At 72.8% G+C, this 25,999-nt stretch carries 25 protein-coding genes and 1 tRNA gene; 12 read left to right on the top strand and 14 right to left on the bottom strand.

Annotation, left to right across the window (positions count from 1 at the left end):
- Positions 1-35: 35 nt before the first annotated feature.
- The gene (locus AB9M23_RS12485; protein WP_372424874.1) at positions 36-1,445 is read right to left on the bottom strand and encodes a branched-chain amino acid ABC transporter permease; all 1,410 of its coding nucleotides are present in this window, start codon (positions 1,443-1,445) and stop codon (positions 36-38) included.
- A 201-nt stretch (positions 1,446-1,646) separates the two neighbouring features.
- Between AB9M23_RS12485 and AB9M23_RS12480 the strand changes: the two genes are divergently transcribed.
- From AB9M23_RS12480 to AB9M23_RS12450, 7 genes are all read left to right on the top strand, one after another.
- Positions 1,647-2,804: a M20 family metallopeptidase gene (locus AB9M23_RS12480; RefSeq protein WP_372424873.1), complete on the top strand. Its 1,158-nt coding sequence runs from the start codon at positions 1,647-1,649 to the stop codon at positions 2,802-2,804.
- An 88-nt stretch (positions 2,805-2,892) separates the two neighbouring features.
- Positions 2,893-4,119, top strand: a complete 1,227-nt coding sequence (locus AB9M23_RS12475) for a cytochrome P450 (RefSeq protein ID WP_372424872.1) — start codon at positions 2,893-2,895, stop codon at positions 4,117-4,119.
- 68 nt (positions 4,120-4,187) lie between these two features.
- Positions 4,188-5,027 (top strand): histone deacetylase family protein, encoded by an 840-nt coding sequence (locus AB9M23_RS12470; RefSeq protein WP_372424939.1) that lies wholly within the window; start codon positions 4,188-4,190, stop codon positions 5,025-5,027.
- A gap of 145 nt (positions 5,028-5,172) precedes the next feature.
- Complete coding sequence (locus AB9M23_RS12465) at positions 5,173-5,409, top strand: hypothetical protein (RefSeq protein WP_372424871.1); 237 nt, start codon at positions 5,173-5,175, stop codon at positions 5,407-5,409.
- A 67-nt stretch (positions 5,410-5,476) separates the two neighbouring features.
- A complete protein-coding gene (locus AB9M23_RS12460; protein ID WP_372424870.1) occupies positions 5,477-6,217 on the top strand; it encodes a hypothetical protein in 741 nt (246 codons plus the stop codon).
- A gap of 170 nt (positions 6,218-6,387) precedes the next feature.
- A complete protein-coding gene (locus AB9M23_RS12455) occupies positions 6,388-8,310 on the top strand; it encodes an SLC13 family permease (protein ID WP_372424869.1) in 1,923 nt (640 codons plus the stop codon).
- A 55-nt stretch (positions 8,311-8,365) separates the two neighbouring features.
- Positions 8,366-8,459, top strand: a tRNA-Ser gene (locus AB9M23_RS12450).
- Positions 8,460-8,594: 135 nt separating this feature from the next.
- Here AB9M23_RS12450 and AB9M23_RS12445 read toward each other — a convergent pair.
- From AB9M23_RS12445 to AB9M23_RS12430, 4 genes are all read right to left on the bottom strand, one after another.
- Positions 8,595-9,074, bottom strand: a complete 480-nt coding sequence (locus tag AB9M23_RS12445; protein ID WP_372424868.1) for a hypothetical protein — start codon at positions 9,072-9,074, stop codon at positions 8,595-8,597.
- Positions 9,075-9,090: 16 nt separating this feature from the next.
- On the bottom strand, positions 9,091-9,951 hold the full coding sequence (locus AB9M23_RS12440; RefSeq protein WP_372424867.1) for a DUF3100 domain-containing protein: 861 nt from the start codon (positions 9,949-9,951) through the stop codon (positions 9,091-9,093).
- Positions 9,952-10,079: 128 nt separating this feature from the next.
- Positions 10,080-11,048, bottom strand: coding sequence for a LysR family transcriptional regulator (locus AB9M23_RS12435; RefSeq protein ID WP_372424866.1), 969 nt, complete (start codon positions 11,046-11,048; stop codon positions 10,080-10,082).
- A 46-nt stretch (positions 11,049-11,094) separates the two neighbouring features.
- A complete protein-coding gene (locus tag AB9M23_RS12430) occupies positions 11,095-12,162 on the bottom strand; it encodes a dipeptidase (RefSeq protein ID WP_372424865.1) in 1,068 nt (355 codons plus the stop codon).
- 279 nt (positions 12,163-12,441) lie between these two features.
- Between AB9M23_RS12430 and AB9M23_RS12425 the strand changes: the two genes are divergently transcribed.
- Complete coding sequence (locus AB9M23_RS12425; protein ID WP_372424864.1) at positions 12,442-13,422, top strand: alpha/beta hydrolase; 981 nt, start codon at positions 12,442-12,444, stop codon at positions 13,420-13,422.
- Here the strand turns inward: AB9M23_RS12425 and AB9M23_RS12420 are convergent.
- The gene (locus AB9M23_RS12420) at positions 13,406-14,182 is read right to left on the bottom strand and encodes an alpha/beta fold hydrolase (RefSeq protein ID WP_372424863.1); all 777 of its coding nucleotides are present in this window, start codon (positions 14,180-14,182) and stop codon (positions 13,406-13,408) included. The genes AB9M23_RS12425 and AB9M23_RS12420 overlap by 17 nt on opposite strands.
- A gap of 124 nt (positions 14,183-14,306) precedes the next feature.
- Positions 14,307-16,166 carry a single-stranded-DNA-specific exonuclease RecJ gene (gene recJ, locus AB9M23_RS12415; protein ID WP_372424862.1) on the bottom strand — a complete coding sequence of 620 codons (1,860 nt, stop codon included), beginning with the start codon at positions 16,164-16,166 and terminating at the stop codon, positions 14,307-14,309.
- A gap of 281 nt (positions 16,167-16,447) precedes the next feature.
- On the opposite strand from recJ, the gene AB9M23_RS12410 reads away from it, so the two are divergent.
- Positions 16,448-18,073 carry an acyl-CoA synthetase gene (locus AB9M23_RS12410; protein WP_372424861.1) on the top strand — a complete coding sequence of 542 codons (1,626 nt, stop codon included), beginning with the start codon at positions 16,448-16,450 and terminating at the stop codon, positions 18,071-18,073.
- 11 nt (positions 18,074-18,084) lie between these two features.
- Here AB9M23_RS12410 and AB9M23_RS12405 read toward each other — a convergent pair whose 3' ends face one another.
- Together AB9M23_RS12405 and AB9M23_RS12400 are read right to left on the bottom strand one after the other, a co-directional pair.
- Positions 18,085-18,672, bottom strand: coding sequence for a thioredoxin family protein (locus AB9M23_RS12405; RefSeq protein WP_372424860.1), 588 nt, complete (start codon positions 18,670-18,672; stop codon positions 18,085-18,087).
- A gap of 70 nt (positions 18,673-18,742) precedes the next feature.
- A complete protein-coding gene (locus AB9M23_RS12400; RefSeq protein WP_372424859.1) occupies positions 18,743-19,477 on the bottom strand; it encodes a cytochrome c biogenesis CcdA family protein in 735 nt (244 codons plus the stop codon).
- Between the two features lie 93 nt (positions 19,478-19,570).
- Between AB9M23_RS12400 and AB9M23_RS12395 the strand changes: the two genes are divergently transcribed.
- Positions 19,571-19,993, top strand: a complete 423-nt coding sequence (locus tag AB9M23_RS12395) for a thioredoxin family protein (RefSeq protein WP_372424858.1) — start codon at positions 19,571-19,573, stop codon at positions 19,991-19,993.
- Positions 19,994-20,065: 72 nt separating this feature from the next.
- Complete coding sequence (locus AB9M23_RS12390) at positions 20,066-20,356, top strand: hypothetical protein (RefSeq protein WP_372424857.1); 291 nt, start codon at positions 20,066-20,068, stop codon at positions 20,354-20,356.
- A gap of 10 nt (positions 20,357-20,366) precedes the next feature.
- Here AB9M23_RS12390 and AB9M23_RS12385 read toward each other — a convergent pair whose 3' ends face one another.
- The 4 genes from AB9M23_RS12385 to ugpB form a co-directional block, all read right to left on the bottom strand.
- Entirely contained in the window at positions 20,367-21,485 is a 1,119-nt protein-coding gene (locus AB9M23_RS12385; RefSeq protein WP_372424856.1) for a sn-glycerol-3-phosphate import ATP-binding protein UgpC, read from the bottom strand.
- Positions 21,486-21,495: 10 nt separating this feature from the next.
- Positions 21,496-22,344, bottom strand: coding sequence for a sn-glycerol-3-phosphate ABC transporter permease UgpE (ugpE, locus tag AB9M23_RS12380; RefSeq protein ID WP_372424855.1), 849 nt, complete (start codon positions 22,342-22,344; stop codon positions 21,496-21,498).
- 11 nt (positions 22,345-22,355) lie between these two features.
- Positions 22,356-23,237: a sn-glycerol-3-phosphate ABC transporter permease UgpA gene (ugpA, locus tag AB9M23_RS12375; protein WP_372424854.1), complete on the bottom strand. Its 882-nt coding sequence runs from the start codon at positions 23,235-23,237 to the stop codon at positions 22,356-22,358.
- A gap of 125 nt (positions 23,238-23,362) precedes the next feature.
- Positions 23,363-24,685, bottom strand: coding sequence for a sn-glycerol-3-phosphate ABC transporter substrate-binding protein UgpB (gene ugpB, locus AB9M23_RS12370; protein ID WP_372424853.1), 1,323 nt, complete (start codon positions 24,683-24,685; stop codon positions 23,363-23,365).
- A 368-nt stretch (positions 24,686-25,053) separates the two neighbouring features.
- On the opposite strand from ugpB, the gene AB9M23_RS12365 reads away from it, so the two are divergent.
- On the top strand, positions 25,054-25,536 hold the full coding sequence (locus tag AB9M23_RS12365; RefSeq protein ID WP_372424852.1) for a YbaK/EbsC family protein: 483 nt from the start codon (positions 25,054-25,056) through the stop codon (positions 25,534-25,536).
- Positions 25,537-25,555: 19 nt separating this feature from the next.
- Here the strand turns inward: AB9M23_RS12365 and AB9M23_RS12360 are convergent, their stop codons facing one another.
- Positions 25,556-25,999 carry a response regulator gene (locus AB9M23_RS12360; protein WP_372424851.1) on the bottom strand — a complete coding sequence of 148 codons (444 nt, stop codon included), beginning with the start codon at positions 25,997-25,999 and terminating at the stop codon, positions 25,556-25,558.

Raw genomic sequence — 25,999 nt, 5'->3', positions numbered from 1 at the left:
CGGGTCGTCGCGGTTACCCGTCGTCGCGGGGAGCCTCACACCCGCTGGACGCCCGGGTGCGCGTCGCCGAGGAGCCCGCCGGGGCGCAGCGCCAGCAGGAGCGCCAGCGCGCCGAAGACGGCGACGTCGCGATAGGCGCCGGGCAGGAAGGCCGACCACAGGCTCTCGCCGAGCCCGAGCAGCAGACCTCCGAGAAGCGCGCCCGGCAGCGAGCCGATGCCGCCCAGGATCGCGGCGACGAGGGCCTTGAGCCCGAGCATCAGCCCGCCGGCGAAGGAGATGTTGCCGTAGTGCGCCACCACGAACCATCCCGCCAGCGCGGCGAGGACGCCGGCGAGCGTCACCGCGCCCACCAGCGTCGCGCGGGCGTCGACGCCCATCAGAGCGGCGGCGTCGGCGTCGTCCGACACCGCCCGCCAGGCGCGGCCGAAGCGGCTCCCGGCCACGAGGACGATCGCTGCGAGCGCGCCGGCGAGCGCGAGCACGATCGCCGCACCCTGGGTGAGGGTGATCGTGGCGAGGCCGCCGTCCGGGTTGGTGGCGAGCACGAGGCCGCGCACGCGCCCGGGCGCGATCCAGATCTCCGAGCCGCCCTGGACGAGGCGCAGCCCCTCCGAGAGCACGATCACGAGGCCGAAGGAGGCGACGAGCATCGCGTGGCCCGGCTTGTGCGCGAGCGGCGCGACCACGCCCTGCGCGAGGAGCCGCGCCAGCGACGCGGTCGCGATCGGCGCGAGCAGGAGGCCGATGCCGAGCCCGGCATAGACCGCCGCCTCCCCGGCGAGCCCGGACGCCGCGAGCGCGACGCCGACCCCGATCGCCACCGCGTAGCCGCCGACGATGGCGATCTCGCCGAAGGCGAAGAAGATGCGCCCGACGAGGCCGTAGACGAGGCTGTAGGCCACCGCGAGGAGACCGTAGAGCGAGCCGGTCGTCAGCGCGGCGAGCCCGACCTGCAGCGCCTGGACGCCGCCCCGCCCGAGCGGGAGCCCCTCGCCGACGAGCGCGGAGGGCCGCGGCGGTGCCGACGCGGCGGCGTCCGCACCCCGTCCGGTCCAGTAGCGCTCGAGCATGAACAGCCGCATCGGCGAGAGGGCCTCGCCGTCGACCATCACCGAGACGAGGTCGCCCCCGCCCGGCACGGTCCGCTCGCCCGCGAAGCGGCAGGCGGTACGCGCCCGCCGCGGCGGCACACCCGGCTCGGCGACCCGGTAGTCGACGGCGACGCCGCGGGCGTCCGCGTCACCGACCTCGCGCAGGACCTCGATCCGCGTACCGTTCGGGTGGAGGGCGACGAGCGCCGTGCGGCACACGAGCGCCTGGCCCGGATCGGCCGAGGGCGCGCAGCCGGCGAGCGCGAGCAGGACGAGCGCGACGAGGAGGATGCCGGCGCGCGCAGGACGAGAAAGGTCGGCGCGACGGCGAACGTCTCTTCCCCTCCACACGATTCCCTCCGCACCGCGCCGCATCGCCGGATTGAGGCACGGCGGCGGACGCACTGGCAAGGGCGGCGTCCTCCGGCCGCACCGAGGGCGCGCCCGTGCGTGCGACCGCACCCGCGCATCGGTCCGTCACCTCTTCGCGTGCGCCGCCGCCCGTGCTTATCTGCGCGCCGCCACACCGACGACAGAAGAGCGATCCCTCCGATGCCCGTGCCGTCCACCTCCGCCGCCGCCGCCTTCTCCGACCGGAACCGCATCGCCCGGATGGTCGAGGACGTCTGCGCCTGGGCGCGCCACGAGAGCCCCACGGACGACGCCGCCGCCGTCGACGCCATGATGGACCGGCTCGTCGCCGGGCTCGAGGGCGAGCCCGTCGGCATCGAGCGGCTTCCCGGCCGCGAGGGGCTCGGCGGATCGGTGATCCTGCGCGCCGGCCCGACGACGCAGCGCGAGCACGCGCTCGTCCTCTCCCATCTCGACACGGTCCACCCGATCGGCACGCTGGAGGACGGCCTGCCGGTTCGTGTCGAGGGCGACCGGATCTACGGCCCGGGCGTCTACGACATGAAGGGCGGCGCCTACCTCGCGCTCCAGGGCTTCCTCGAGGTCGCCCGCAAGGGCACGGCGAGGCGCCCGATGGTCTACCTGTTCACGCCCGACGAGGAGATCGGCTCGCCCACGACCCGCGCGCTGATCGAGCATCTCGGGCGCGACGCCGCCGCCGTGCTCGTCACCGAGCCCGCCCGCGACGGCGGCAAGATCGTCACCTGCCGCAAGGGCGTGGGCCGCTTCGAGGTCCACGTCGAGGGCCGCCCCGCCCATTCCGGCTCGCGCCACGCGCAGGGCCGCAACGCCATCCACGAGGCGGCGCGCCAGATCGCCGCGATCGAGGCGATGACGGATTACGACCGCGGCGTCACCACCACCGTCGGCCTGATCAAGGGCGGCACCGCGATGAACACGATCCCGCAGCATTGCCGCTTCGCGGTCGACCTGCGCGTCGAGACCGCGGCGGACGGCGACGAGTTCGCGCGCGCCATCCTCGGCCTCGCCCCGCAGCGTCCGGATTTCGAGGTCACGGTGACCGGCGGCATGAACCGACCGACTTTCGAGCGCACGCCCCAGGTCGCCGCGCTCTACGAGACGGCGGTGGGGCTCGCCGCCGAGATCGGCTTCGCGCTCGAGGAGACCGCGCGCACCGGCGGCGGCTCGGACGGCAACTTCACCGCGGGCCTCGGCGTCCCCACCCTCGACGGGCTGGGCATCGACGGCGACGGCGCCCACACGCTGGAGGAGTACGGACTCGTCTCGTCGCTCGGGCCGCGGGCGATGCTGATGGCGCGGCTGCTGGAGACGGTCTGAGGCGCCGGGCGCCTCGTCGCGCCCCCTCGTCGCGCCCCCTCGTTCCCACCCCCTTGCCCGGCGCGGCGGTTCGGTCGATATCGCCCGCATGAAGCTCGACGCCGCCGCCCGCCGCCTCTCCCTCGACCCGCGCGATCCCGCCTTCTACGAGGACCCGTACGCGGCCTATGCGCGCCTGCACGCGCAGGCGCCGGTCGTGTTCTGGGAGGAGTACGGCCACTGGGTCTTCCTCGCGCAGCCGGACGTCGACCGGCTCCTGCGCGATCGGCGCTTCGGGCGCGAGATCCTGCACGTGGCGACCCGCGCCGAACTCGGCCTGCCCGAGCCGGCAGCGCATACCGCGCGGTTCGACGCGATCGACGCGCATTCCATGCTGGAGCGCGAGCCGCCGGTGCACACGCGCCTGCGCACGCTCGTCAACCGCGCCTTCGTCTCGCGGCGCGTCGAGAGCCTGCGCCCGGCGATCGCCGCCCTGGCGCACGCGCTGATCGACGCCTTCCCGACGGGCGAGCCCGTCGACCTGCTCGACGCCTATGCCACCCCGATCCCGGTGCGGATCATCGCGCGCATGCTCGGCGTGCCGGAGGACGAGGCCCCCCGCCTCCTCGACTGGTCGCATCGGATGGTGGCGATGTACGCCTTCGGCCGCACCCGCGCGGTGGAGGAGGACGCGGACGACGCCGCCGCCGCCTTCGCGGGCTTCGTCCGCGCGCAGGTCGCGGCGCGGCGCGGAAGGCCCGGCGACGATCTCCTGTCGGTGCTGATCGCCGCCGAGGAGGCGGGGGACAAGCTGTCGGAGGACGAGCTCGTCTCCACCGCGATCCTCCTCCTCAACGCCGGCCACGAGGCGACCGTGCACGCCCTCGGAAACGCCGTGCGCACGATCCTGGAGACCCGCGCCGACCCTACGGCACTCTTCGCCGATGCCGCCGCGACGGAGCGCACGGTCGAGGAATGCCTGCGCTTCGACCCGCCGCTGCACATGTTCACGCGCTTCGTCCTCGCCGACACGGAAGAGAGCGGCATCCCGCTCCGCAAGGGCGAGCGGATCGGCCTCGTGCTCGGCGCGACCGGCCGCGACCCCGCGGCGAACCCGGACCCGGACCGCTTCGACCCCGCCCGCGAGAAGCCGCTCCACACCGCCTTCGGCGCGGGCATCCACTTCTGCATCGGCGCGCCGCTGGCGCGGCTCGAGCTGCAGGTGGCGCTGCCGATCCTGTTCGAACGATGCCCGGACCTCGCCCTCGCCGAGCGCCCGCGCGTGCGCGACGCCTATCACTTCCACGGGCTCGAGCGGCTGATGGTGACGGCGTGAGGCGGCTTCCCCCGATCGTCTCGCACCAGCACTACGAGGCGCCGCTGCCCGAGCGCCATCGCTTCCCGATGGGCAAGTACGGTGCCCTGCGCCGGGCGCTCGACGCGCAGGGCCTCGTGCCCGACGGCTTCGTGCGGCCCGAGCCGGCGGACCCCGAGACGCTCGCGCTCGCCCACGATCCCGCCTATGTCGAGGCCATCCTGACGCAGAGCGTCGAGAAGGACGTCGAACGGCGCATCGGCCTGCCGATCGACGCCGGCGTCGCGCGCCGCGCCCGCTCCTCCGTCGGCGGCACGCTGCTCGCGGCGCGGCTCGCGCTGGAGCACGGCCTCTCCGGCTCGACCGCCGGCGGCAGCCACCACGCCCGGCGTGCCGGCGGCGCGGGCTTCTGCGTCTTCAACGACGTCGCCGTCGCCGCGCTCGCGCTCCTTCGAGAGGGCGCCATCGCCCGCGCGCTCGTCGTCGACCTCGACGTCCACCAGGGCGACGGCACGGCGGACGTCCTCGCCGGCGAGGCCGACCTCGTGACGCTGTCGGTCCACGCCGAGAAGAACTACCCCGTGCGCAAGGTCCCGAGCGACCGCGACGTCCCCCTGCCGGACGGGATGGAGGACGACGCCTACCTCGCCGTCATCGCCGAGCACCTGCCCGACCTGCTCGACCGCGTGGCGCCCGACATCGTCTTCTACAACGCCGGCGTCGACCCCCACGTGGACGACCGCCTCGGCCGCCTCGCCCTCACCGACGAGGGCCTCTGGCGGCGCGATCGCTTCGTGGTGGGCGAAGCACGGCGCCGCGCGATTCCCCTCGTCGCCGTGATCGGCGGCGGCTACGGCGAGGACGCCGAGGCGATCGGCAGGCGGCACGCGCTGGTGTTCCGGGCGATGGCGGAGGCGGCGGGAGGGTGAGCGGGGCGACGCCGAATTGCGCCGAGCCCCGGCATCCCACGTAAGAACAAACCCTCTCGCGCCTTGGAAACCAAGCGTTAACCATCCGCATTGATCATCGCCGTCACCGCCGACCGGCGTCGGCGGGCGGATTCGGGGAACGACCATGGGCGAGACGCGCTCAGACCGGCGGGACACGCCGTGCGCAGACGCCGTACGGATCGTGCGGCTGGCCGACTACGCGCGCACGCGACCACCCGCGACCCTGCCCGACGACGCCCCGCGGGGGGAGATCCTGCTCTTCACCGGGGTGATGTATGAACGCCGCGCGCCGGACCGCGACGACGCCCACCACGCCCCGCACCATGCGCCGGACGAGCCGAAGCGCCGTCGCCGCCGCTAGCGTCGCCCTTCTCGGTCTTCTGGCCGCCTGCGCCCCGCGCGGCGATTTCGGCCGCCCGGCGCCCTCCGTGATCGGCGCATACGCGATGCCCTTCGCCGGGCGCGTCGCGGCCGAGGTCCGCGGCGAGCCCGCCGCCTGGTCGATCCTCACCGACGACGAGCGCGAACTGCGCGCGCGCGCCTACCGCTTCCTGATGCCCGCCCACGAGTGGCAGGTGCCCGAGCGCGCGCTCGCCGAGCTCACACGCCACCGCGTCACCCCCGCGCCCCTGCGGCTCGGCACGCGGCGGGGCTACTGGGACGCGCTGATCTTCTCGCGCGGCACCTCGCCCGCCCCGCTCTTTCGCCGCATCGCCCAGGACGCGGAGCAGGACCGCATGCTGATCCCGCTCCTGCGCGAGACGGCACTGCGCGTGCTGGAGGCGGACGAGGCGCGGCTGCGCTTCCTCCTCTACGTCACGGTGCTGGAGGAGAACCAGGCGCAGGAGGCGGCCCTGCGCGTCGCCGAGAACCGCTGCCTGATCGCCTGGGTCCGCGCCGAGGCCCGTGAGCGGGCGCTGCGCTACCGCTACGCGCTCGAGCGCCTCGCCATCGAGGCCCCCCAGCGCGCCGCCATCGAGCCCGAGCGCGCGCTCGCCGCGCTCGACGCCGAGATCGCGACGCTCGATGGGCTGGCGGTCGGCGCGCTGGACGCCTGTGCCGAGGCGGTGACGGCGCCCGCCCCGCGGCGGGCGGCGGGGCCGCCACCGGCGATCGTCCCCGCGACGGACGCCCCGCCGCCGGACGGGGTGATCCTGTTCAAGCGCTGACGCCGGCTCACTCGAGCAGCCGATCCACCACCCGATCGATCGGCGCCCCCTCGTCCACCACCCGTCCACGCCCTCTCGCCATGCGGCCGCGAATGGGGGAGGATTCCCTCTCGCCCGTCTCGCGCGTTGTCGGGCGCCGCGCCGTGCGGCGCGCCTCGGAGATGCCCTTCGTGACCACGCCCCAGATCCTCGTCCTCGCCATCCTCGCCGCCGCGATCGTGCTGTTCGTCTCCGGGCGCTGGCGCCACGACATGGTGGCGGTGGCCGCCCTCGTCGCCTGCGTCGTCGCGGGGCTCGTACCGGCGGACGCCGCCTTCGCCGGGTTCGGGCATCCCGCGGTGGTCACGGTGGCGTGCGTGCTGATCCTGTCGCGCTCGCTCCAGACCTCGGGCGCCGTCGAACTCCTCACCCAGCGCGCGCTGCCCGCCGACGTCGGCGGGGCGCGGGCGGTGGCCACGCTCACCGCGCTCGGCGCCTTCCTGTCCGCCTTCATGAACAACGTGGGCGCGCTCGCGCTCCTGATGCCGGTGGCGCTCCAGGTCGCGGCGAAGCGCGACCTGCCGCCGTCGCGGGTGCTGATGCCGCTCTCCTTCGGCTCGATCCTGGGCGGCATGACGACGCTCATCGGCACCCCGCCGAACCTGATCGTCGCGGGCTTCCGGGCGCAGGCCACGGGCGACGGCTTCGGCATGTTCGCGTTCACGCCCGTGGGCCTCGCGGTGGCGCTCGCGGGCGTCGCCTTCGTCGTCGCGCTCGCGCCGACGCTCGTGCCCGCCCGCAAGCGCGCCGGCGCGGAGAGCTTCCAGACCGAGGCCTACATGACGGAGGCGCGCATACCGGAGGATGCGCAGGCCGTCGGCAAGACGCTGCGCGAGATCGAGACCGCTCTCGAGGCGGACGCGCAGGTGATCGGCCTCGTGCGCCGCGAGGTGCGACTCGACGCGCCCAACCCCTGGCGGCGGGTGCGCGCGGGCGACATCCTCATGATCGAGGCCGAGCCCGCGGCACTCGCCGGGGCGCTCTCGCGGCTCGGCCTGGTGCTGGAGGCGGACGCGCGCGCCCGCGAGGCGATGGAACGGGAGGGAGGGGAGCGGGAGGACGAGGTGCGGGACGCGCAGCCGGCGGATGCGGGAGACGGCGGGGAAGGCTCCGACGGCGCGGGCGGTCGTTCGGGCGCGGATGCGCGGGCAGACGCCGGCGAGGACGCTCCCGCTTCCGCCGCGCCCGCCGAGGACGAGGGCCTCGCCCTCGCCGAACTCGTCGTCCTGCCCGGCTCGTCGCTCGCCGGCCGCTCGGCGCGCGACCTGAAGCTGCGCACGCGCCACGGGCTCACCCTGCTCGCCGTCTCGCGCCAGGGGGAGCGCTCGCGCGCGCGCCTGCGCACCATGATGCTGCGTGCCGGCGACGTGCTGCTGATGCAGGGCCCGCCCGAACGGCTGGCCGAGTTCGCCGGGGCCGTGGGCGCGGCCCCCCTCGCCGAGCGCGCGCTCACCATCCCCAACCGGCGCGAGATCGTGCTCTCGATCGCCATCATGGCGGCGGCGATCGCGGCCGCCGCCTTCGGCATCGTGCCCGCGGCGATCGCCTTCGCCGCGGGCGTGCTCGCCGCCATGGCGACGCGCGTCGTCGCCCCACGCACGGTCTACGCCGCCGTCGACTGGCCGGTGATCGTGCTGCTCGGCGCGCTGATTCCCGTCGCCGGCGCCATGGAGACCACCGGCGCCGCCGACCTCCTCGCCCGCGGGTTGCTCGACGTGTTCGCGCAGGGCAACGCGCCGATCGCGCTCGCCCTGGTGCTGGTCGTGACGATGACGCTCTCGGACTTCATGAACAACGCGGCCACCGCCGCGGTCATGGCCCCCGTCGCGATCGGCGCCGCCCACGGCCTCGACGCGAGCCCCGACCCGTTCCTGATGGCGGTGGCGGTGGGCGCGTCCTGCGCCTTCCTCACCCCGATCGGCCACCAGAACAACACGCTGATCCTCGGTCCTGCGGGGCTGCGGTTCGGAGATTATTGGCGATTGGGGCTGCCGCTGGAGGTGCTGGTGGTGGCGGTGTCGGTGCCGGCGATCCTGGTGGTCTGGCCGCTGTGAGGGACGGCAGGCGGCGTTGACGGGGCCGCCGCGAACCCATATGTCTTCTCGCCGTGGAGCCGTGGCCGAGAGGCTGAAGGCGGCGGTTTGCTAAACCGTTATACGGGCCTAAACCCGTATCGAGGGTTCGAATCCCTCCGGCTCCGCCAATGCCTCCTTTGTCCAGCCCTGAGACATGGGTGACATCTTGTTCCTATGACATGGGTGACGACCTCGTGCAGACCGGGTTGTCGAGGGACTGACGGGTGCTCTGCGCGCCTCGTTCGTCTGTCCCGTCCCCCTCCTCACATCATCACCTGCGCCACCACCGCGGACCCGACATACGTCCCCGTGAAGATCACCAGCGCGAGCACCACGAGCTTCCAGCCGCTGGTGCGGGCGACCTCGACCTCGCGCTTGGTCAGAGCGAGGCCGGCATAGGCGAGGGCGGGGGTGACGAGGACGAGGAAGTTCACCTGCGCCACCTGGGCGAGCACCCACTGCGCGGTGGGCATGAACGGCAGGGTGAGCGCGATGCCCACCAGCGAGACCCAGGCGATGGTCGGCAGGTAGAACGGCGCGATCCGCGCGAGCACCACCCCCGCGAGCGCCATCAGGTACAGGACGACGAGCCCGACGAGGCCGCCCAGCACCGGCAGGTTCGCGCCGAACGTGTTGCCGACGAGGCAGATGGCGCAGACGATGGCGAGGACCACGGCGTGGTCGGCGATGTCGATGCCGCGACGCTCGACATCGCTCTCTTCGGTCTCGCGCGTGCCGGACATGACGCTCCCCTCCCCTTCAGACGACGTCGGTGCCGGGCCGCGCGACGGCGCGGGTTCCGGTGAGCTTGCGATAGGCCCAGTCCGTCAAGGGCAGGCTCACGAAGATGGCGACGTAGAGCCCCGTGAGCGTGGTCAGCAGGTTCGAGGCGCCCGCGAGCGCCAGGATCTCCGCCTCCGCCGCGGGCTCGAGCAGCGCCAGCGTGCCGCCGCAGGCCGCGGTCATCGAGCCCGACCCGACGCCGCAGGCCATGGCCAGCGCGCGCGGGTCGAACAGGCCCGTCGCGTGCGCGAGCGAGGCGAGGATCGAGAACACGAAGGTGCCCACGAGCGTGCCCACGACGTACACGCCCATCACGCCGGTCCCCTCGGGGCTCTTCAAGCCGTACTTGTCGGCGACGAGCGCGAGGCTGCCCTCCCGTGCGATGGAGAACGAGGCGCCGACCGCCTCGCGGCCCATGCGCAGCAGGAAGATCGCGATCGGCAGGCCCAGCACGATCGTGCCGAGATTGCCGAGTTCCTGGAGCACCAGCGCGGGCCCGGCCTCGACGACCGTCTCGATCGAGCCGCCGACCAGCGTGCCGAACTTCGCGAGGAACGGCAGGAGCGCGATGACGATGATCCGCCCCGCCACGGCGCCGTCGCTCGCGCCGAGCAGCCGGCGCGCGGGCGCGACCACGTTCGGGTTGGCGAGCACGCCGAGGACGAAGGCGTAGAGCAGCGGCAGGAAGAGGACCGTGCCGACCCAGAACTGAAGCGTGCGCACGCCGATCAGCTCTGCGACGAGCGCGATCGCCAGTACCGCGAGGTGCAGCCGCCAGCTCGACAGATGGGCACGCAGCGGCGCGAGCCCGCGGTTGGACGTGTCGGCGATCGTCATCGGGGCTCCCGCCCCGGGTCGGGGTCGTCAGCGGTCGTTCCAAACTCTGGGTAGCATGTGCGCAGCGTCGGCGTCCACATCGGGGTGTCTACAGAGGCGGAGCCCCCACATCGTCGACCCGCAGGTCCTCACCCCCCTTCGCCGTCGCTGCCCGCGACCGGCCGCCCGAAGGCCGCCATCTGCCGGGCGGCGCGGGCGACGAGCGCCGTCACCGCGGCGGAATGCACCCGCTCGCGACGAAGGAAGATCTGGTTCGCGGCGGTGCGGGCGGGCTCGTCGCGCAAGGGGATCGCGACGAGGACGGCGGGCGCGATCCACTCCCCCTCGCGCAGGTCGTCCACCGCCGAGCGCGGCAGGAAGGTGACGCCGAGCCCCCGCGCGGCGTACAGCCGCAGCAGGTGGAGGGAGTTCGTCTCGAGCCTGAGCGACGGCCGCCGCTCGCCGCCCGCGAGCGCCTTTTCGACCAGCGCGCGAATTCCCGAGCGCGGCGCGTGGAGCGCCGCCGGAAGCTCGGCGAAGTCGGCGATGTCGGCGCTCTCCAAGCGCGCCATCGGGTGATCGGCACGTACCACGGCGCAGAGCGGGTCGCGGGCGCGGGCGGCGACCTCGAGCTTGGGGCTCGGCGCGCAATCGTACGCCATGCCGATGTCGGCGCGGTCGAGCAGCAGGTCCTCGATGATCCGCTCCGTCGGCGCGACGGTGAGGCGCACGAGGATGCCGGGATGGGCGCGCATGAAGTCGGTCAGGACCGTGCGCATCATGTCGTAGGCGAAGCCCTCGCCGGTGCAGATCGTCACCTCGCCGCGCTCCAGGCCCTGGAGCGCGGCGATCTGCTCGAGCACCAGATGGTCGCGCCGGTTGCGCTCGCGCAGGTGCCCGGCGAGCACGTGGGCCGCGGGCGTGGGCACCGAGCCGCGGGCGTGGCGCTCGAACAGCGGCGTGCCGAGCCTGTGCTCCAGCTCCAGGATCTTGCGCCCCACCGCCGACGGCGTCAGCCGCAACGCGTCCGAGGCGCGGCGCAGCGAGCCGCTCGCGTAGACCGCGAGGAAGTACTGGAGCGATCGCTCGTCGAGCCGCAGGAACCTGTCCGTGTCCACCGCCGCGTTCGCCCCACACCCTGGTGCCGCTCGCGGCGGGCGGGGCCTATCTCCAGACCGTCTGCGCCATCGCGAGGAAGTTCTCGCCCAGTATGCCCACGATCTCCGCGTCCGAGAAGCCCCGGCGCACCAGCTCCTCGGTGACGCGAGGGAGCTGCTCGGGCTGGACGAACAGCCAGGGCGGCTCGGAGTACCCCGCCGGGTACATGTAGGCGCGGTCGTAGTACCAGCGGTAGGCGCTGCCCTCCAGGTACATGAAGTCCGAGCCGAGCGCCACGTGCCGCGGCCCCACGAGCCCGGCGACGTGGGCCATGCCCTCGGAGATCCGAGCGGCCATGGTCTGCGCATCCGCGCCGTTGAAGAGCCCGACCCCGTTGATGCCGATCACGCCCCCGCTCGCGGCGGCGGCGCGGATGAGATCGTCGCTCGGGTTGCGGGCGTGGTCGAACAGGGCGCGCGGGGTGACGTGGCTGATCATCACGGGGGCCGCGGAATGCGCGATCGCGTCGAGCGCGGTGCGCTCGCCGGTATGCGCGACGTCGACGAGCATGCCGACGCGGTTCATCTCCGCCACGACGAGCCTGCCGAAGACGCTCAGACCCGCGTTGCCCGGCTCGTGACAGCCGTCTCCGACGAGCGTGCGCTCGTTGTAGACGAGGAGCGCGTGGCGCACGCCGAGCGCATAGTAGAGCGCGATCAGGTCGAGGTTGCGCTCGAACGGGTGCGTGCCCTGGAAGTGCAGCAGCACCGCGAGCCGGCCCTCCGCCCGCGCCGCGCGGATGTCGGCCACCGAGCCGACCAGCCGGTAGAGGTCCGGGCGCCCCTCGATCTCGCGCCGCCGCTTGGCGAGGAGGCGGATCGTGTCGTGCATGCCGTCGACCGCGGCGACGGTCAGCGACACCATGTCGACCCCGCCCGGTCCGTGGACGCGTGCGAGCACCTCGTCCAGCCGCGCGTCCTGGGCGAGGAACTCCTCGTGCCAGGGCATGGTGATGTCGCACACGAGCGCGGCGGCGTGCAGTCGCGCCGCGCGCTCCGCGCGGCTGTCGGCGGGCGTCTCGCAGGCGGGCGCGACGGCATCGTCGCGCCGGTTGGTGGTACGGCTCGGGTGCATCGCCCGCGGTCCTCCCGGGTCTCCTGGGCCTCCTGCCGCGAGCCTATGCACGCGACGATGCGCAGAGAACGTCGAAAGGTTGCGCGACGGTGCTGCGCGAAAGTCGACGCCCGAGGGCGAGGCGCCGCGGCAGGACGGTGAGCGGCGTCGAGCGTCGACATCCGCTCGACGCCGCGGCGCGTCAAATGGAATGGCCGGGCTGCGCCCGCATACCCTATCGTCAGTCCGCCGGAGACGCAGGAGAACCCGTCAGATGCACACGCCCGCGAGGCGCGCGGCATGAGGCAGCCCCCACCGCACCCCTGGATTCGCACCCTCCTCGACGAGGAGCGCGCCGCGCCCTCGGCGCGGAGCCTGTCGCTCGCGCAATTGCGCGCGCGCGCCGTCGCCAGGTACACGAACCCCGCGCTCGCGCGGGCGCCGATGGAGAGCGTCGAGACGACGCGGCTCCCCGGGTCGTCCGGGGCGATCGGCATCCGCGTCTATCGCCCGACGGGTCCTGTGGCCGGGACGCTCGTGTTCCTGCACGGCGGCGGCTTCACGGTCGGCGACCTCGACAGCCACGAGGTGCTCTGCCGCGCGCTCGCGGCCGCGTCCGGCCTCGTCACGGTGGCTGTGGACTACCGGCTCGCGCCGGAGCACCCCTTCCCCGCCGGGCTCGACGATTGCGCGCAGGCCTACGCCTTCGTGGCCGACTCGGGCGCGTTCGACGGGCCGGTCGCGCTCGCGGGCGACAGCGCCGGCGGCGCGCTCGCGTGCGGCGTGGTCCAGCGACGCATCGCCGCCGGACGGCCGCTGCCGGCGGCGCTGGCGCTGATCTATCCGGTCACCGACCATTGCAGCCGCCCGAAGCCGTCCTACGAGGCCTTCGGCGCAGAGTTCGGCTTCACCACGGCGCTGATGGAATGGTTCTGGGACCTCTACCTGCCGGAGCCGGGCCTCGCCGACCATCCCGAGGTCTCGCCGCTGCAATACCCGGGGCTCGCCCGCTTCCCGCCGACGCGGATCGTCACCGCGGGCTACGACCTCCTGTGCGACGAGGGGCGGATGCTCGCCGGGCGCATGCTCGTCGCGGGCGTCGAGGCGGAACTCGTGCACTACCCGGACATGAATCACGGCTTCATGATGTGGCAGGGCCTGCTTGCGCCCGCGGACGAGGCGGTGCGCGCCTGCGGCGATTGGCTCGCTTGGCGCGTCGCGGCGGCGGACGCCGCCGAGGAGCCCATGCCGCTTCGCCGCCCGCTCACTCGCCCCCGTTGAGATCCGCGAGGAAGTCCCGCAGCGCGGCCGAGACGACATCCGGCCGGTCCAGCTGAACGTAATGGCTCACGTCCGGCACGAAGGTGGCGTCCAGCGTCGGGTCGAGCACGTGGAGGCTGAAGGACGCCTCGTTGTCGGGTCCCGTGAGGATCCGCACCGGCCCGCCATAGGCGGCGAGCGCGGCCATCGGGTCGAAGGCGAGGAGCGCGTCGAGCACGCCGGGCACGATCTCGGGCGGGGCGGCCAGCGCCGCCTCGAGCACCGGGGCCGCGGTGCCCTCCGCGGAGCCCGTCAGCAGTGCCTCCCAGTAGGCGCGCAGGCTCGCCTCGTAGTCGCCCTCGCGCAGGGAGGCGACGAAGCCGCGCAGGAAGTCCGCGGGGATCTCGCGCAGGTCGCCCGGCGTGTTGACGAGGAAGAGGCCGCGCACCGCCTCCGGGTTCGCCGCGGCCAGCGCCAGCGCCACCGAGCCGCCGGCGCTGTGGCCGGCGAGGACGTAGGTCGAGACGCCGCCCGCGGCGAGGTCCGCCGCGACGCCGGCCGCGATCGCCTCGATCGTGGCGGGCGGCGCCCCCGCGCCGACGGGCCAGGCTGGTGCGACGCCGACGACGCCCGCGGGCAGGGCGTCGATCTGCGCGCTCCAGAGCGCGGGCGTGCCGGCGAGCGAATGCAGGAAGACGACGGTGTCGGCCGGCTCCTGCGCCCCGGCGGGCGCGGCGATCGACGCGAGGGCGAGAGCGGCGAGAACGAGGCTGCGGCGCATCCTGGGTCACTCCCGCTTCCGGCGCGAACTGCGGGAAACCTACGACGCGACGACCGTGCCGGCGAGAGCGAAGCGACGCGCGGTGGTGTCGCCCAAAAGTGCACACCCCGTGCGGCGACTGCGCTCAGCCGGAGGCCGGCACCGCCGCGTCGACCACCCGCGCCTCGATGCGGGTGCGCCCACCCCAGGCGTTCCGGGTCAGGGAGCCCGCGACGTGGAGTGGGCGCCCCTGCGCCTCGAGCAGCGCGCGGCCGAGCGGCTCCTCCGCGCAGCGGAAGGCGATCGCGTCGATGGTGCGCCCGTCGCCGGCCGACAGCGTCACCTTGACGTGGCCGGAGCCGACGACGAGAGCGCGGGTGACGCGATGGGCGGCGAAGGCGAAGACGGGCTCGGGGCAGCCCGCGCCGAAGGGCCCCGCCCGCTCCAGCGACGCGAGCAGGTCCGGCGTCGCGCCGCCGGCGGTGAGCCGGGCGTCGATCGCGAGAGCGTCCTGCGCCATCGCCGCGGCGACGGGGTCGGCGAGGCGCTCGGCGACGAAGGCGCCGAAGCGCGCGAGCCCGTCTACGGCGACCGTCGCGCCCGCCGCCATGGCGTGGCCGCCGCCCTTCGCGGCGAGCCCCGCCTCGACGGCGGCGCGCACGGCGCGGCCGATGTCGGCGCCGGGCACGGAGCGGCCGGACCCCGTCGCGAGCCCCTCGGGCGAGGGCGCGCCGAAGGCGAAGGCGGGACGGCGGAAGCGCTCCTTCAGCCGGGCCGCGACGAGACCGACGATGCCGGGATGCCAGTCGGCGCCGGCGACGACGAGGACCGGCGCGTCCGGCGCCGCGCCGAGGCTCCGCTCGGCCTGCGATACCGCCTCCTCCAGCGCCGCCGCCTCGATCACCTGCCGCTCGCGATTGTTGCGGTCGAGCGCCTCGGCCATGCGTGCGGCCTCGAGCGGATCGGTCGTGCCGAGCAGCCGCGCCCCGAGCGAGGCGTCGCCGACGCGCCCGCCGGCGTTGATCCGCGGGCCGACGAGATAGCCGAGATGCCACGCCTCCGGCGCCGCCGTGAGGCCCGCCGCGTCGAGCAGCGCGGCGAGGCCGGGGCGGCCGCGCCCGCGCATGACGGCGAGGCCCTGGCGCACGAAGGCGCGGTTGAGGCCGACCAGCGGCACGACGTCGGCGATCGTGGCGAGCGCGACGAGGTCGAGTTCGCCCATCAGGTCCGGCAGCCGGCCTGCGAGCGACGGCTCGCCGCGCAGGCGCCGCGCGAGCGCGACGAGGGCGAGGAAGACCACGCCCGCCGCGCAGAGATGGCCGAGGCCGGAGAGGTCGTCCTGCCGGTTGGGGTTCACGAGCGCCGCGACGGCGGGCAACGCCTCCGGCGCCTGGTGGTGGTCGAGGACGACGACGTCCATCCCGAGCCGCGCCGCCTCGGCGAAGGGCTCGTGGCTCGCGGTGCCGCAATCGACGGTGACCAGGAGCGAGGCACCGGCCTCGGCCAGAGCGCGGATCGCGCCGACGTTGGGGCCGTAGCCCTCGGTGATGCGATCGGGGATGTGGATCTCGGTCGCGAGGCCGAGCGCGCCCAGGAATCGGGCGACGAGCGCGGCGGCGCAGGCGCCGTCGACGTCGTAGTCGCCGAAGATCGCCACACGCTCGCGCCGCTCGACCGCGCGGGCGAGCCGCGCGACGGCGGCGTCCATGTCCACGAGGGTCGAGGGGTCGGGCATCAGGTCGCGCAGCTTGGGCGCGAGGTAGCCGGGCGCCTCCTCGAGGGCCACGCCGCGGCCGGCCAGCACGCGCGCGAGGGCGTCGGGCAGGCCGTGCGCCTGAGCGATCGCGGTCGCGACGAAGCTCGTGCGCGCGTCGAGCCGCTCGCGCCAGGGCCGGCCGGTCACCGACCGGGCGACGTCGAGCACGGCGCGCGGGGCGTCCGCCTCCGGGGCGCCCGGAGGGTCGCCGACGTCGCGTCCCTCGATGCGCGCTGCGCTGTCCAGCATCCCGTCCTCGCCTCGGTTCCGGCTCGCCGGTCGGACCGCCGATCGCGGGAACCGCCCGATTCGCGAGCGACCCTTGTTCCACGGCGGGACAGGGGCGGCAAGGCCGCCGACCGGCATCGCGCGGGCGGTCCACAGGCGGGTGGGGACGCCCGAGTCGATCCGCCGCGGGGCCGCGTCCCCCATTCTTCCGATTGCGGCGCCCCCGGTCGCGCCGCTACGCTCTGCGCCGAGGACGGGGCGCGCCTGCGCCGCGCGCCGAGAACACGCCCGGAGGGCACGCCATGGTGACGATCTACGACCGCGATCTCGACCGGAACCCGGCGAACTTCCAGCCGCTGACGCCGCTCGGCTTCCTGGAGCGCGCGGCGACCGTGTTCCCCGAGCGCACGGCGATCGTCCACGGCGGCCTTCGGCGGACCTACGCCGAGTTCTACGCTCGCTCCCGCCGCCTCGCCTCGGCGCTGGCGAAGCGGGGGATCGGACGCGGGGACACGGTGGCGGCCATGCTGGCGAACACGCCCGCGATGCTCGAGGCGCATTACGGCGTGCCCATGGCCGGCGGCGTGCTCAACACGCTCAACACCCGCCTCGACGCGGCGATCATCGCCTTCTCGCTGAAGCACGGCGAGGCCAAGGTGCTGATCACCGACCGGGAGTTTTCCAAGACGGTCGAGGCCGCGCTGGCGCAGGTCGAGCACGAAATCCTGGTGATCGACTACGACGACCCGGAATATTCGGGCGACGGCGAGCGGCTCGGTGCGCTCGAGTACGAGGCCTTTCTCGCGCAGGGCGATCCCGATTTCGCCTGGTCGCCGCCGGGCGACGAGTGGGACGCGATCACGCTCAACTACACGTCCGGCACCACGGGCGACCCGAAGGGCGTCGTCTACCACCACCGCGGTGCCTACCTGCTGGCGACCGGCAACATCGTCACCTGCGCCATGGGCAAGCACCCGGTTTACCTCTGGACCCTGCCGATGTTCCACTGCAATGGCTGGTGCTTCCCGTGGTCGATCTCGGTGGTCGCCGGCACGCATGTCTGCCTGCGGCAGGTGCGCGCCAAGCCGATGTACGACGCGATCGCCGATCACGGCGTCACGCACCTGTGCGGCGCGCCGATCGTGATGGCGACGCTGCTCAACGCGCCCGAGGCCGAGAAGCGGCCGCTGCCCCGGGAGGTCCAGTTCTTCACCGCCGCCGCGCCCCCGCCCGAGTCGGTGCTCGCCGCCATGCGCGAGGCGGGCTTCGCGGTGACCCACCTCTACGGGCTCACCGAGACCTACGGTCCCTCGGTCGTCAACGACTGGCACGCCGAGTGGGACGCGCTCGACGGGCCGGCCTACGCCCAGAAGAAGGCCCGCCAGGGCGTGCGCTACGCGGCGCTCGAGGGGCTCGCGGTGCGCGACCCGCAGACCATGGCTCCCGTGCCCCCCGACGGCGAGACGATGGGCGAGGTGATGATGCGCGGCAACGTCGTGATGAAGGGCTACCTCAAGAACCCGCGCGCGACGCAGGCCGCCTTCGCCGGCGGCTGGTTCCACTCGGGCGACCTCGGCGTGACGCATCCGGACGGCTACGTCCAGCTCAAGGACCGCTCGAAGGACATCATCATCTCCGGGGGCGAGAACATCTCGTCCATCGAGGTCGAGGACGTGCTCTACAAGCACCCCGCGGTCGCCGCCTGCGGCGTCGTGGCCAAGCCCGACGAGAAGTGGGGCGAGACGCCCTGCGCCTTCGTCGAGCTCCGGGAGGGCGCCAGCGCCACCGCGCAAGAGATCGTCGCCTTCTGCCGCGAGCGGCTCGCGCACTACAAGTGCCCGCGCCACGTGATCTTCGCCGAGATCCCGAAGACGTCGACGGGCAAGATCCAGAAGTTCCGGCTGCGCGAGATGGCGCGGGAGGCGTGACGACCCCCGCCTCAGCCCCGCAGCCAGTCCTGGATCGGCATCTCGCGGTATGCGTCCTCGGCGACGTAGGCGAACATGCGCCGGAAGGTCTCGGGCTCGTGGTAGCCGACGATGCGGAAGACCTCGCGCTCGCGCGGCGGGCGCGCCGCGAGCCCCTCGGCGCTCGGCGGGAAGAACTGGATCGTCGGCGTACCGCGCACGCCGTATTTCGCCGCGAGCGCCTTCTCCGAGAGCGTCTCGCCGTCGAGGTCGACGACCTCGAGGGAACCGACGACGTTGAGCTGGAGGACGGCGAAGTGCGTACGCACGTAGTCGGCGACCGCGGGAACGGCGAAGTTGACGAGGTGCACGTCGCGGCAGGCGGGGCAGCCGCGCAGCTCCCACATCACCGCCAGGCGCTTGCCGGCGGCAGCGGCGTCCGCGAGGTCGGGGCCGAGCTCGAGGAAGCTGTCCAGGAACCAGGGCTGGCGGTAGAGCCCGTCCTCGGTGCGGAAGGCGCCGCCGGGACGCTGCTCGGCCCGCGCGCCACGCCCGGTGGCGGCGAGCCCGGCGAGGCCCATCAGCCCCGCCCCGGCGACGAGGTCGCGTCGTGTCGGCATGCGTCGATCCTCCGAATGCGGCGCTCCAGGATAGCGCGGCGGCGGCCGTCCCGCCATCACGCTCCCGCGATCAGCCGATGAGGCCGAGCGCGGGGACGGCGTCGAGCAGCCAGCCGGCGAGCACCGGCATCAGGCCGAGGAAGACGAGGATGCCGGTCGCCACGAGCGCCGCCCCCATCGTCTTCTCGACCGCGCCGAGATGCCGCCTGAAGCCGGCGAGCCAGCGCAGGAAGGGCCCCGTGAACAGCGCGGCGGCGAGGAAGGGCAGACCGATCCCCGCGGCGTAGGCCCCGAGCAGGGTCGCGCCGCGCCCGGGCGCGTCCTCCATGCCGGCGACCATCAGGATCGAGGCGAGCACCGGACCGACGCAGGGCGACCAGCCGAAGGCGAAGGCGAGCCCGACGACGAAGGCGCCGGCGAGGCTCGCCGGCCGGCTCGCGACCTGGACACGCGCCTCGCGCATCAGGAGGAGCCAGCGGAAGGCGCCCAGCATGTGCAGGCCGAGCACCACGATGATCACGCCGGCGATCTGCGAGAGCAGCACCACGTGCCGCGAGACGAAGCCGCCGAGCGCGGTGGCCGCCGCTCCGAAGGCCACGAAGACGATGCCGAAGCCGAGCACGAAGGCGCCCGCGCGCGCCAGCGCCCGCCCGGTCGTCGCCGCCTTCGGCGCGCGGGTGAGCTCCTCGAGCGACGCCCCGGCGAGAAAGCACAGGTAGGGCGGCACCAGCGGCAGGACGCAGGGCGACAGGAAGGACAAGAGCCCCGCGCCGAACGCGGTCGCGAGCCCCATATCCAGCTCCATGCGGGCCTCCCCTATTACATTCGTGTTGCGCGATATGTTATGGGATCGGGAGCGCGGTGCAAGCGGCACGCGGCTGTGGGATGCGAGGACGGCATGAGGGAGATCGGGCGACGTCGGGTTCTGCGATCGATCGCGTGGCTCGCGGGGGCGGCGGCGCTCGCGCCGACGCGAGCGATCGCCTCGGATCCCGGCGAGCGCGGGATCACCGTGACCATGTTCCGCCGCGCCGGCTGCCCCTGGTGCCATGCGTGGGACCGGGAGATCGGCCCGATCTGGCCGAGGAGCGACGTCGGCGCCCGCCATGCGATGCGCATGGTCGACCTCGACGCCGACCCGATGCCGCCGATCGCGCTCGACCGCCCGGTACGCTACACCCCCACCTTCGTCGTCGCCCGCGACGGCGTGGAGATCGGCCGCATCGACGGCTATCCGGGCCAGGACTTCTTCTGGGGGCTTATCGAGCGGTTGGCCGCGGAGGCGGAGGCGGCGGCGGCGGGCGCGGCATCCTCGAACTGAACTTCACGCGTGCATCCGTGTCGCGTGAACGACCGTACGGCGCCATGGTCCCTACGCACGCGGGAGGCGGGCATGCGGGTCGGCGTCGGCGAAGCCAAGGAACGGCTGGAGGAGTTGCTGGAGCGGGCGGTGGCGGGGGAGATCGTCCTCATCGACCGCGGCCCCGAACAGTCGTCCATCTTCCTCACGGTGGGCACCACGCCGGAGGAACGCGCGCGCCGCGAGGCGGCCATCGCGCAGATCCAGGACTCCGTCCGCAGGAAGCGGGAGGCGGGTCTCGTCGCGGAGGGCCCGGACGCGGCACGCTGCGCGGACTACCCTCTACGACGACGAGACCGGGCTGCCGGTGTGATCGCCTCCTAGCATCGCACCTTCACGCGTCCGCCAGCCGCCGCCCCGTGTCCCTGTCGAACACGTGGAGCGCGCCCTCGGCGACGCGCAGCGGCAGGGTGTCGCCCTCGCGTACGCCGATGCCTCCGGGGAGGCGCGCCGCCAGCACCTCGCCGCCCTCCCCCGCCACCGGCACCACCGCCTGGCTCTCGTCGAGCAGCGCGCCGTGGACGAGCGTATCGGCACCCAGCGTCTCGACGACGCCGACCCGCAGCGTCAGCTCCGCCGCCTCGCCGCCGACGAGCGTCAGGTGCTCCGGGCGCACGCCGATCGTCACCGGCTTCTCGCCGTGGCCGGCGATCGGCTCGGGCAGCGCGCGCAGGTGCGCGCCGGTGTCGAGCGTGATCGCCCGCCCGTCCGCGCCGAGGCGGCCGGGCATGAAGTTCATCGACGGCGAGCCGATGAAGCCGGCGACGAAGGTCGTCGCCGGATGCAGGTAGACGTTCATCGGCGTGTCGATCTGCTCGGCGACGCCCGAATTCATGACGACGAGCCGGTCCGCCAGCGTCATCGCCTCGACCTGGTCGTGCGTGACGTAGAGGGAGGTCGTGCGCAGCGATCGCTGCAGCTGCTTGATCTCCAGCCGCATCTGCACGCGCAGCTTGGCATCGAGGTTCGAGAGCGGCTCGTCGAACAGGAAGGCCGCGGGCTCGCGCACGATGCAGCGGCCCATGGCGACGCGCTGCCGCTGGCCGCCCGACAGCTGGCGCGGCTTGCGGTCGAGATAGGGCTGGAGCTGGAGCATGGTCGCGGCCTTGTCGACGCGCGCGCGGATCGCGTCCCTGGAGAGGCCGGCGATCTTCAGCCCGTAGGCCATGTTGTCGTAGACGCTCATGTGCGGATAGAGCGCGTAGTTCTGGAACACCATGGCGATGTTCCGGTCCTTCGGCTCCAGCCGGTTGACCACCCGCCCGTCGATCGAGACCTCGCCGCCGGTGATCTCCTCGAGGCCGGCGACCATGCGCAGGAGCGTCGACTTCCCGCAGCCCGACGGGCCGACGATGACGATCAGCTCGCCGTCGGCGACGTCGATCGAGACGCCGTGAATGACCTTGGTGTCGCCGTAGCGCTTGACGACGTCGCGGATGCCGATGCCGGCCATGCCCGTTCTCTCACTTCTCGGTTTCGACGAGGCCTTTCACGAAGAGCCTCTGCATGACCAGGATGACGGCGACCGGCGGCAGCAGCGCGAGGATCGCCGTCGCCATGACGAGGTGCCATTGCGGCTGCTCGTCGGAGACGTTCACCATCCGGTAGATGCCCATGACGATGGTGGTGTAGCTCTCGTCCGTCGTCACGATCAGCGGCCAGAGATACTGGTTCCAGCCGAACAGGAACATGATCACGAAGATCGCCGCGATGTTGGTGCGCGAGAGCGGCAGCAGGATGTCGCGGAAGAAGCGCATCGGCCCCGCGCCGTCCATGCGCGCGGCTTCCGCGAGCTCGTCGGGGATCGTCAGGTAGAACTGCCGGAACAGGAAGGTGGCGGTCGCCGAGGCGACGAGGGGGATGGTGAGGCCGGCATACGAGTTCAGCATGCCGAGGTTCGCGATCACCTCGAAGGTCGGCAGGATGCGCACCTCGACCGGCAGCATCAGCGTCAGGAAGATGATCCAGAACGCGATCATCCGGAAGGGGAAGCGGAAGTAGACGATCGCGAAGGCCGAGACGAGCGAGACCGCGATCTTCCCCGTGGCGATGAGGAGCGCCATGATGAACGAGTTGAGCAGCATCAGCCCCACCGGCGTGCCGCCCGCCTGGGACATGCCCGCCGAGAGCAGCTGCGAATAGTTCTCGATCAGCCGATCGCCGGGCAGGAGCGGCGCGGTGCCCGACATCAGCGCCGCCTGCGGATGGGTCGACGCCACGAAGGCGACCCATACGGGGAAGAGCACGATCGCGACGCCGAGCCCCAGGACGAGGTGGCGCAGGATCGTGAGGACGGGACGGTTCTCGACCATGGCGGCGTTCCTCAGTACTGCACGCGCCGCTCGATGTAGCGGAACTGCACGATGGTCAGCACGATGACGATCGCCATCAGGACGACCGACTGCGCGGCGGATCCGCCGAGATCGAGCCCGACGAAGCCGTCGGAGTAGACCTTGTAGACGAGGATCGTCGTCGCCTGGCCCGGCCCGCCGGAGGTCGTCGCGTGGATGATCTGGAACGTGTCGAAGAAGGCGTAGGTGACGTTGACGACCAGCAGGAAGAAGGCGGTCGGCGAGAGCAGCGGGAAGACGATCGTCCAGAACCGCTTCATCGGCCCCGCCCCGTCGATCGCCGCCGCCTCGATCAGCGACTTCGGGATCGCCTGCAGCCCGGCGAGGAAGAAGAGGAAGTTGTAGGAGATCTGCTTCCAGACCGCCGCGACGACGACGAGGATCATCGCCTGGTCGCCGTTGAGCAGGTGGTTCCAGTCGATGCCGACCGCGCGCAGCGCGTGCGCGAACAGGCCGATCGAAGGATTGAACAGGAACCACCACAGCACGCCGGCGACGGCGGGCGCGACGGCGTAGGGCATGACGAGCAGCGTCTTGTAGCCCGACGCGCCCTTGATCACCCGGTCGGCCATCACCGCGAGGAGCAGAGCGAGCGACAGCCCGATCGCGGTCACCGCGACCGAGAAGACGAGCGTCACCTGGAAGGCGTTGAGATAGAGCGGATCGCTGAACAGCCGCTCGAAGTTCGCGAGCCCCACGAAGGTGGTGCGCAGCCCGAACGGGTCCTGGCGCAGCACCGACTGGTAGAGCGCCTGCCCCGCCGGCCACAGGAAGAAGACCGCGGTGATCGCGAGCTGCGGCAGGAGCAGCGCGAGCGGCAGCGCGAAGCCCCGGAAGGTGACTTTCTTGTGCATGGGCGGGTCCGGTCGCGAGCGCCCCGACAGCGCGAGCGGGAGGGCCGGATCGGCGCGCGGGCGCTTCGCCGGCAAAGAAGGACGCCGCCCGTGGAGGGCGGCGTCCCGTGGAGAGGCGCGTCGCCTCAGCTGTTGTCGGCCTCGAACTGGCGCAGCAGCGCGTTGCCGCGCTCGACGGCGGTGTCCAGCGCCTCCTTCGGGGTCTTCTGGCCCGACCACACGAGCTCCAGCTCTTCGTTGATCACGTCACGGATCTGGACGAAGTTGCCCAGGCGCAGGCCGCGCGAGTTGCCGGTCGGCTCGTTGAGGGTCATCTGCCGCACCGACACGTCGGTGCCGGGGTTCTGCGCGTAGAAGCCCTGCTCCTGCGAGAGCTCGAAGGCGGCCTGCGTGATCGGCAGGTAGCCGGTGTCCTGGTGCCAGGAGGCCTGGACCTCGGGCTGCGACAGGTACTCGAAGAACGCCGCGACGCCCGCGTACTCCTCGGCCTCGTGGCCCTGGAGCACCCACAGCGTGGCCCCGCCGATGATCGAGTTCTGCGGCGCACCCTGGACGTCGTCGTAGTAGGGCAGCATCGCCACGCCGACCTCGAAGTCGGTGTTGGCGTTCACGCCCGCCTGCGCGGCCGAGGAGTTCATGTAGATCGCGCACTCGCCCGAGTAGAACAGCGGCGCGGAGTCGGACTGGCGGCCACCGTACTTGAACACGCCCTCGTCCGCCCAGTCCTTCATGTTGGAGATGTGACGGACGTGCAGGTCGCTGTTGAAGGCGAACTCCGTGCCGAGGCCGTTGAAGCCGTTGTCCAGCGTCGCGAGCGGGACGTTGTGGTAGGCCGAGAAGTTCTCGATCTGCACCCAGGACTGCCAGCCGGTCGTGAAGCCGCAGGTGGCGGCGCCGGACTCGATGATGGCGCGCGAGGCCGCGACGACCTCGTCCCAGGTCTGGGGCGCCGTCTCCGGATCGAGGCCGGCGGCCTCGAAGACATCCTTGTTGTAGTACATCACCGGCGTGGACGAGTTGAACGGCATCGAGAGCATGTTGCCCTCCGGATCCGCGTAGTAGCCGACCACCGACGGGAGGTACTCCGACGGATCGAAGTTCTGCCCGTGATCCTGCATCAGCTGGTAGACCGGGTAGATCGCGCCCTGGGCCGCCATCATGGTCGCGGTGCCGACCTCGAAGACCTGCACGATGTGCGGCTGCTCGCGGGCGCGGAACGCCGCGATCGCGCCCGTCATCGTCTCGGTGTAGTTGCCGCGGTAGACGGGAACCACGCGGTACTCCGACTGCGAGGCGTTGAAGCCCTCGGCGACCGCCGCGGTCTTCTCGCCGAGCTCGCCGCCCATCGCGTGCCAGAACTGGACCTCGACCTGAGCATTGGCGGCACCGGCCGCGAGCATGAGCGCCATGGCCGAGGTGCCGGCCAGGATCGTGCGGGTGAAGGACATGGACGTCTCCCGTTTCGTGAGAAGCCGTCGCCCCGGCCGGACGGGCCGGGGACGCGACGTGAGCGCCTTGTCGTGACGCTTCGTTACGGCTCTGTGACATCGAGCCGGCTACCCGATAGGCGGGAGGCTGAAAGCTCGGCACGGACGCCGTCGGCGCGCGCCGGGCGGCCGCGGAGGGTCGCAGGAACTCGCCGGAACGCGACGGCGCGGGGTGCATGGCGCACGACGCCATGCGAGCGTAAGTCGTGTGGACAACCGGTACCGGCGCCGGCCGCCCCGGGAACTCACGCTCCGAAGCTGTGCTGGACCCGCCGCCGGTGCATGGCGTATGCGAACGCGATGCCGCCCACCCGCCAACGGAGCTTGCCATGTCCCTCGACAGCGTGCGCGCCTTCTTCGCCGAGCGCGCGCCGGACATCGACGTCGTCGTCACGGACGCCTCGAGCGCCACGGTCGCCGAGGCGGCCGCCGCGCACGGCGTCGAGCCCGCGCGCATCGCCAAGACGCTGACGCTCGCGATCGGCGAGCGCGTCGTCCTCGTCGTCGCGCGTGGCGACGCCCGTCTCGACAACAAGAAGATGAGGGCGACCTTCGGAGGCAAGGCGAAGATGCCGGACGCCGAGGCCGTCGCCGCGCTCACGGGCCACCCGGTCGGCGGCGTGTGCCCGTTCGGGCTGGCGACGGCGTTGCCGGTCCATTGCGACGTGTCGTTGAAGGCGTTCGACGTCGTGGTGCCGGCCGCGGGCGCCACCAACGCGGCGGTCTACATCGCCCCGGAGCGCATGGCGGATCTCGTCGGCGCGACCTGGGTCGACGTCTGCCGGGACCCGTCCTCCTCGGACGGCGACTGACGAGGCCGCCTCGCTCCCCTCAGAGCACGTCCTGGAGGCTCTTGGGCGCCCAGTCGTTGACGATGCGCCGGCGCTTGGCCTGGCGGCGCAGGACGGACTTGAGCTTCTGCTTGAGGAGCGCGATGTCGAAGGGCTTGAGCAGGAAGGCGTCGACGCCCGCCGCGTGCGCCGCCGTCACCTGCTCGAAGGTGATCGAGGTCTCGGTGAGGATGAAGGCGATCTTGAACATCTCCTCGTCGCTCTTGACCGTGCGCAGCACCTGCAGCCCGTCCACCGGCTCCAGGTCGAGGTCGCAGACGATGAGGCCGTAGCTGCCGTTGCGGATCATTTCGATGCCCTCGACGCCCGAGGGCGTGACGTCGACGTCGGCGAAGCCCAGGCGCAGGAAGATCTCGGCCACGAGCCGGCCGATCTTGGCGTTGTCGTCGATGATCAGGACGGAGGGAAACGGATCGTCGGACAT

The organism is Salinarimonas chemoclinalis, assembly GCF_041514305.1.
Lineage (GTDB): Bacteria > Pseudomonadota > Alphaproteobacteria > Rhizobiales > Beijerinckiaceae > Salinarimonas > Salinarimonas chemoclinalis.
Note: the sequence above shows the minus strand (reverse complement) of the source record. Positions and strands in the feature narration are given on the sequence as shown.

What these genes read in the sequence shown, in the direction of transcription:
- AB9M23_RS12480 (WP_372424873.1), top strand. Translation starts at nt 1,647, where the DNA reads ATGCCCGTGCCGTCCACCTCCGCCGCCGCCGCCTTCTCCGACCGGAAC.
- AB9M23_RS12475 (WP_372424872.1), top strand. Translation starts at nt 2,893, where the DNA reads ATGAAGCTCGACGCCGCCGCCCGCCGCCTCTCCCTCGACCCGCGCGAT.
- AB9M23_RS12470 (WP_372424939.1), top strand. Translation starts at nt 4,188, where the DNA reads ATGGGCAAGTACGGTGCCCTGCGCCGGGCGCTCGACGCGCAGGGCCTC.
- AB9M23_RS12465 (WP_372424871.1), top strand. Translation starts at nt 5,173, where the DNA reads ATGGGCGAGACGCGCTCAGACCGGCGGGACACGCCGTGCGCAGACGCC.
- AB9M23_RS12445 (WP_372424868.1), bottom strand. Translation starts at nt 9,074, where the DNA reads ATGTCCGGCACGCGCGAGACCGAAGAGAGCGATGTCGAGCGTCGCGGC.
- AB9M23_RS12440 (WP_372424867.1), bottom strand. Translation starts at nt 9,951, where the DNA reads ATGACGATCGCCGACACGTCCAACCGCGGGCTCGCGCCGCTGCGTGCC.
- AB9M23_RS12430 (WP_372424865.1), bottom strand. Translation starts at nt 12,162, where the DNA reads ATGCACCCGAGCCGTACCACCAACCGGCGCGACGATGCCGTCGCGCCC.
- AB9M23_RS12425 (WP_372424864.1), top strand. Translation starts at nt 12,442, where the DNA reads ATGAGGCAGCCCCCACCGCACCCCTGGATTCGCACCCTCCTCGACGAG.
- AB9M23_RS12420 (WP_372424863.1), bottom strand. Translation starts at nt 14,182, where the DNA reads ATGCGCCGCAGCCTCGTTCTCGCCGCTCTCGCCCTCGCGTCGATCGCC.
- recJ (WP_372424862.1), bottom strand. Translation starts at nt 16,166, where the DNA reads ATGCTGGACAGCGCAGCGCGCATCGAGGGACGCGACGTCGGCGACCCT.
- AB9M23_RS12410 (WP_372424861.1), top strand. Translation starts at nt 16,448, where the DNA reads ATGGTGACGATCTACGACCGCGATCTCGACCGGAACCCGGCGAACTTC.
- AB9M23_RS12405 (WP_372424860.1), bottom strand. Translation starts at nt 18,672, where the DNA reads ATGCCGACACGACGCGACCTCGTCGCCGGGGCGGGGCTGATGGGCCTC.
- AB9M23_RS12400 (WP_372424859.1), bottom strand. Translation starts at nt 19,477, where the DNA reads ATGGAGCTGGATATGGGGCTCGCGACCGCGTTCGGCGCGGGGCTCTTG.
- AB9M23_RS12395 (WP_372424858.1), top strand. Translation starts at nt 19,571, where the DNA reads ATGAGGGAGATCGGGCGACGTCGGGTTCTGCGATCGATCGCGTGGCTC.
- AB9M23_RS12390 (WP_372424857.1), top strand. Translation starts at nt 20,066, where the DNA reads ATGCGGGTCGGCGTCGGCGAAGCCAAGGAACGGCTGGAGGAGTTGCTG.
- AB9M23_RS12385 (WP_372424856.1), bottom strand. Translation starts at nt 21,485, where the DNA reads ATGGCCGGCATCGGCATCCGCGACGTCGTCAAGCGCTACGGCGACACC.
- ugpE (WP_372424855.1), bottom strand. Translation starts at nt 22,344, where the DNA reads ATGGTCGAGAACCGTCCCGTCCTCACGATCCTGCGCCACCTCGTCCTG.
- ugpA (WP_372424854.1), bottom strand. Translation starts at nt 23,237, where the DNA reads ATGCACAAGAAAGTCACCTTCCGGGGCTTCGCGCTGCCGCTCGCGCTG.
- ugpB (WP_372424853.1), bottom strand. Translation starts at nt 24,685, where the DNA reads ATGTCCTTCACCCGCACGATCCTGGCCGGCACCTCGGCCATGGCGCTC.
- AB9M23_RS12365 (WP_372424852.1), top strand. Translation starts at nt 25,054, where the DNA reads ATGTCCCTCGACAGCGTGCGCGCCTTCTTCGCCGAGCGCGCGCCGGAC.
- AB9M23_RS12360 (WP_372424851.1), bottom strand. Translation starts at nt 25,999, where the DNA reads ATGTCCGACGATCCGTTTCCCTCCGTCCTGATCATCGACGACAACGCC.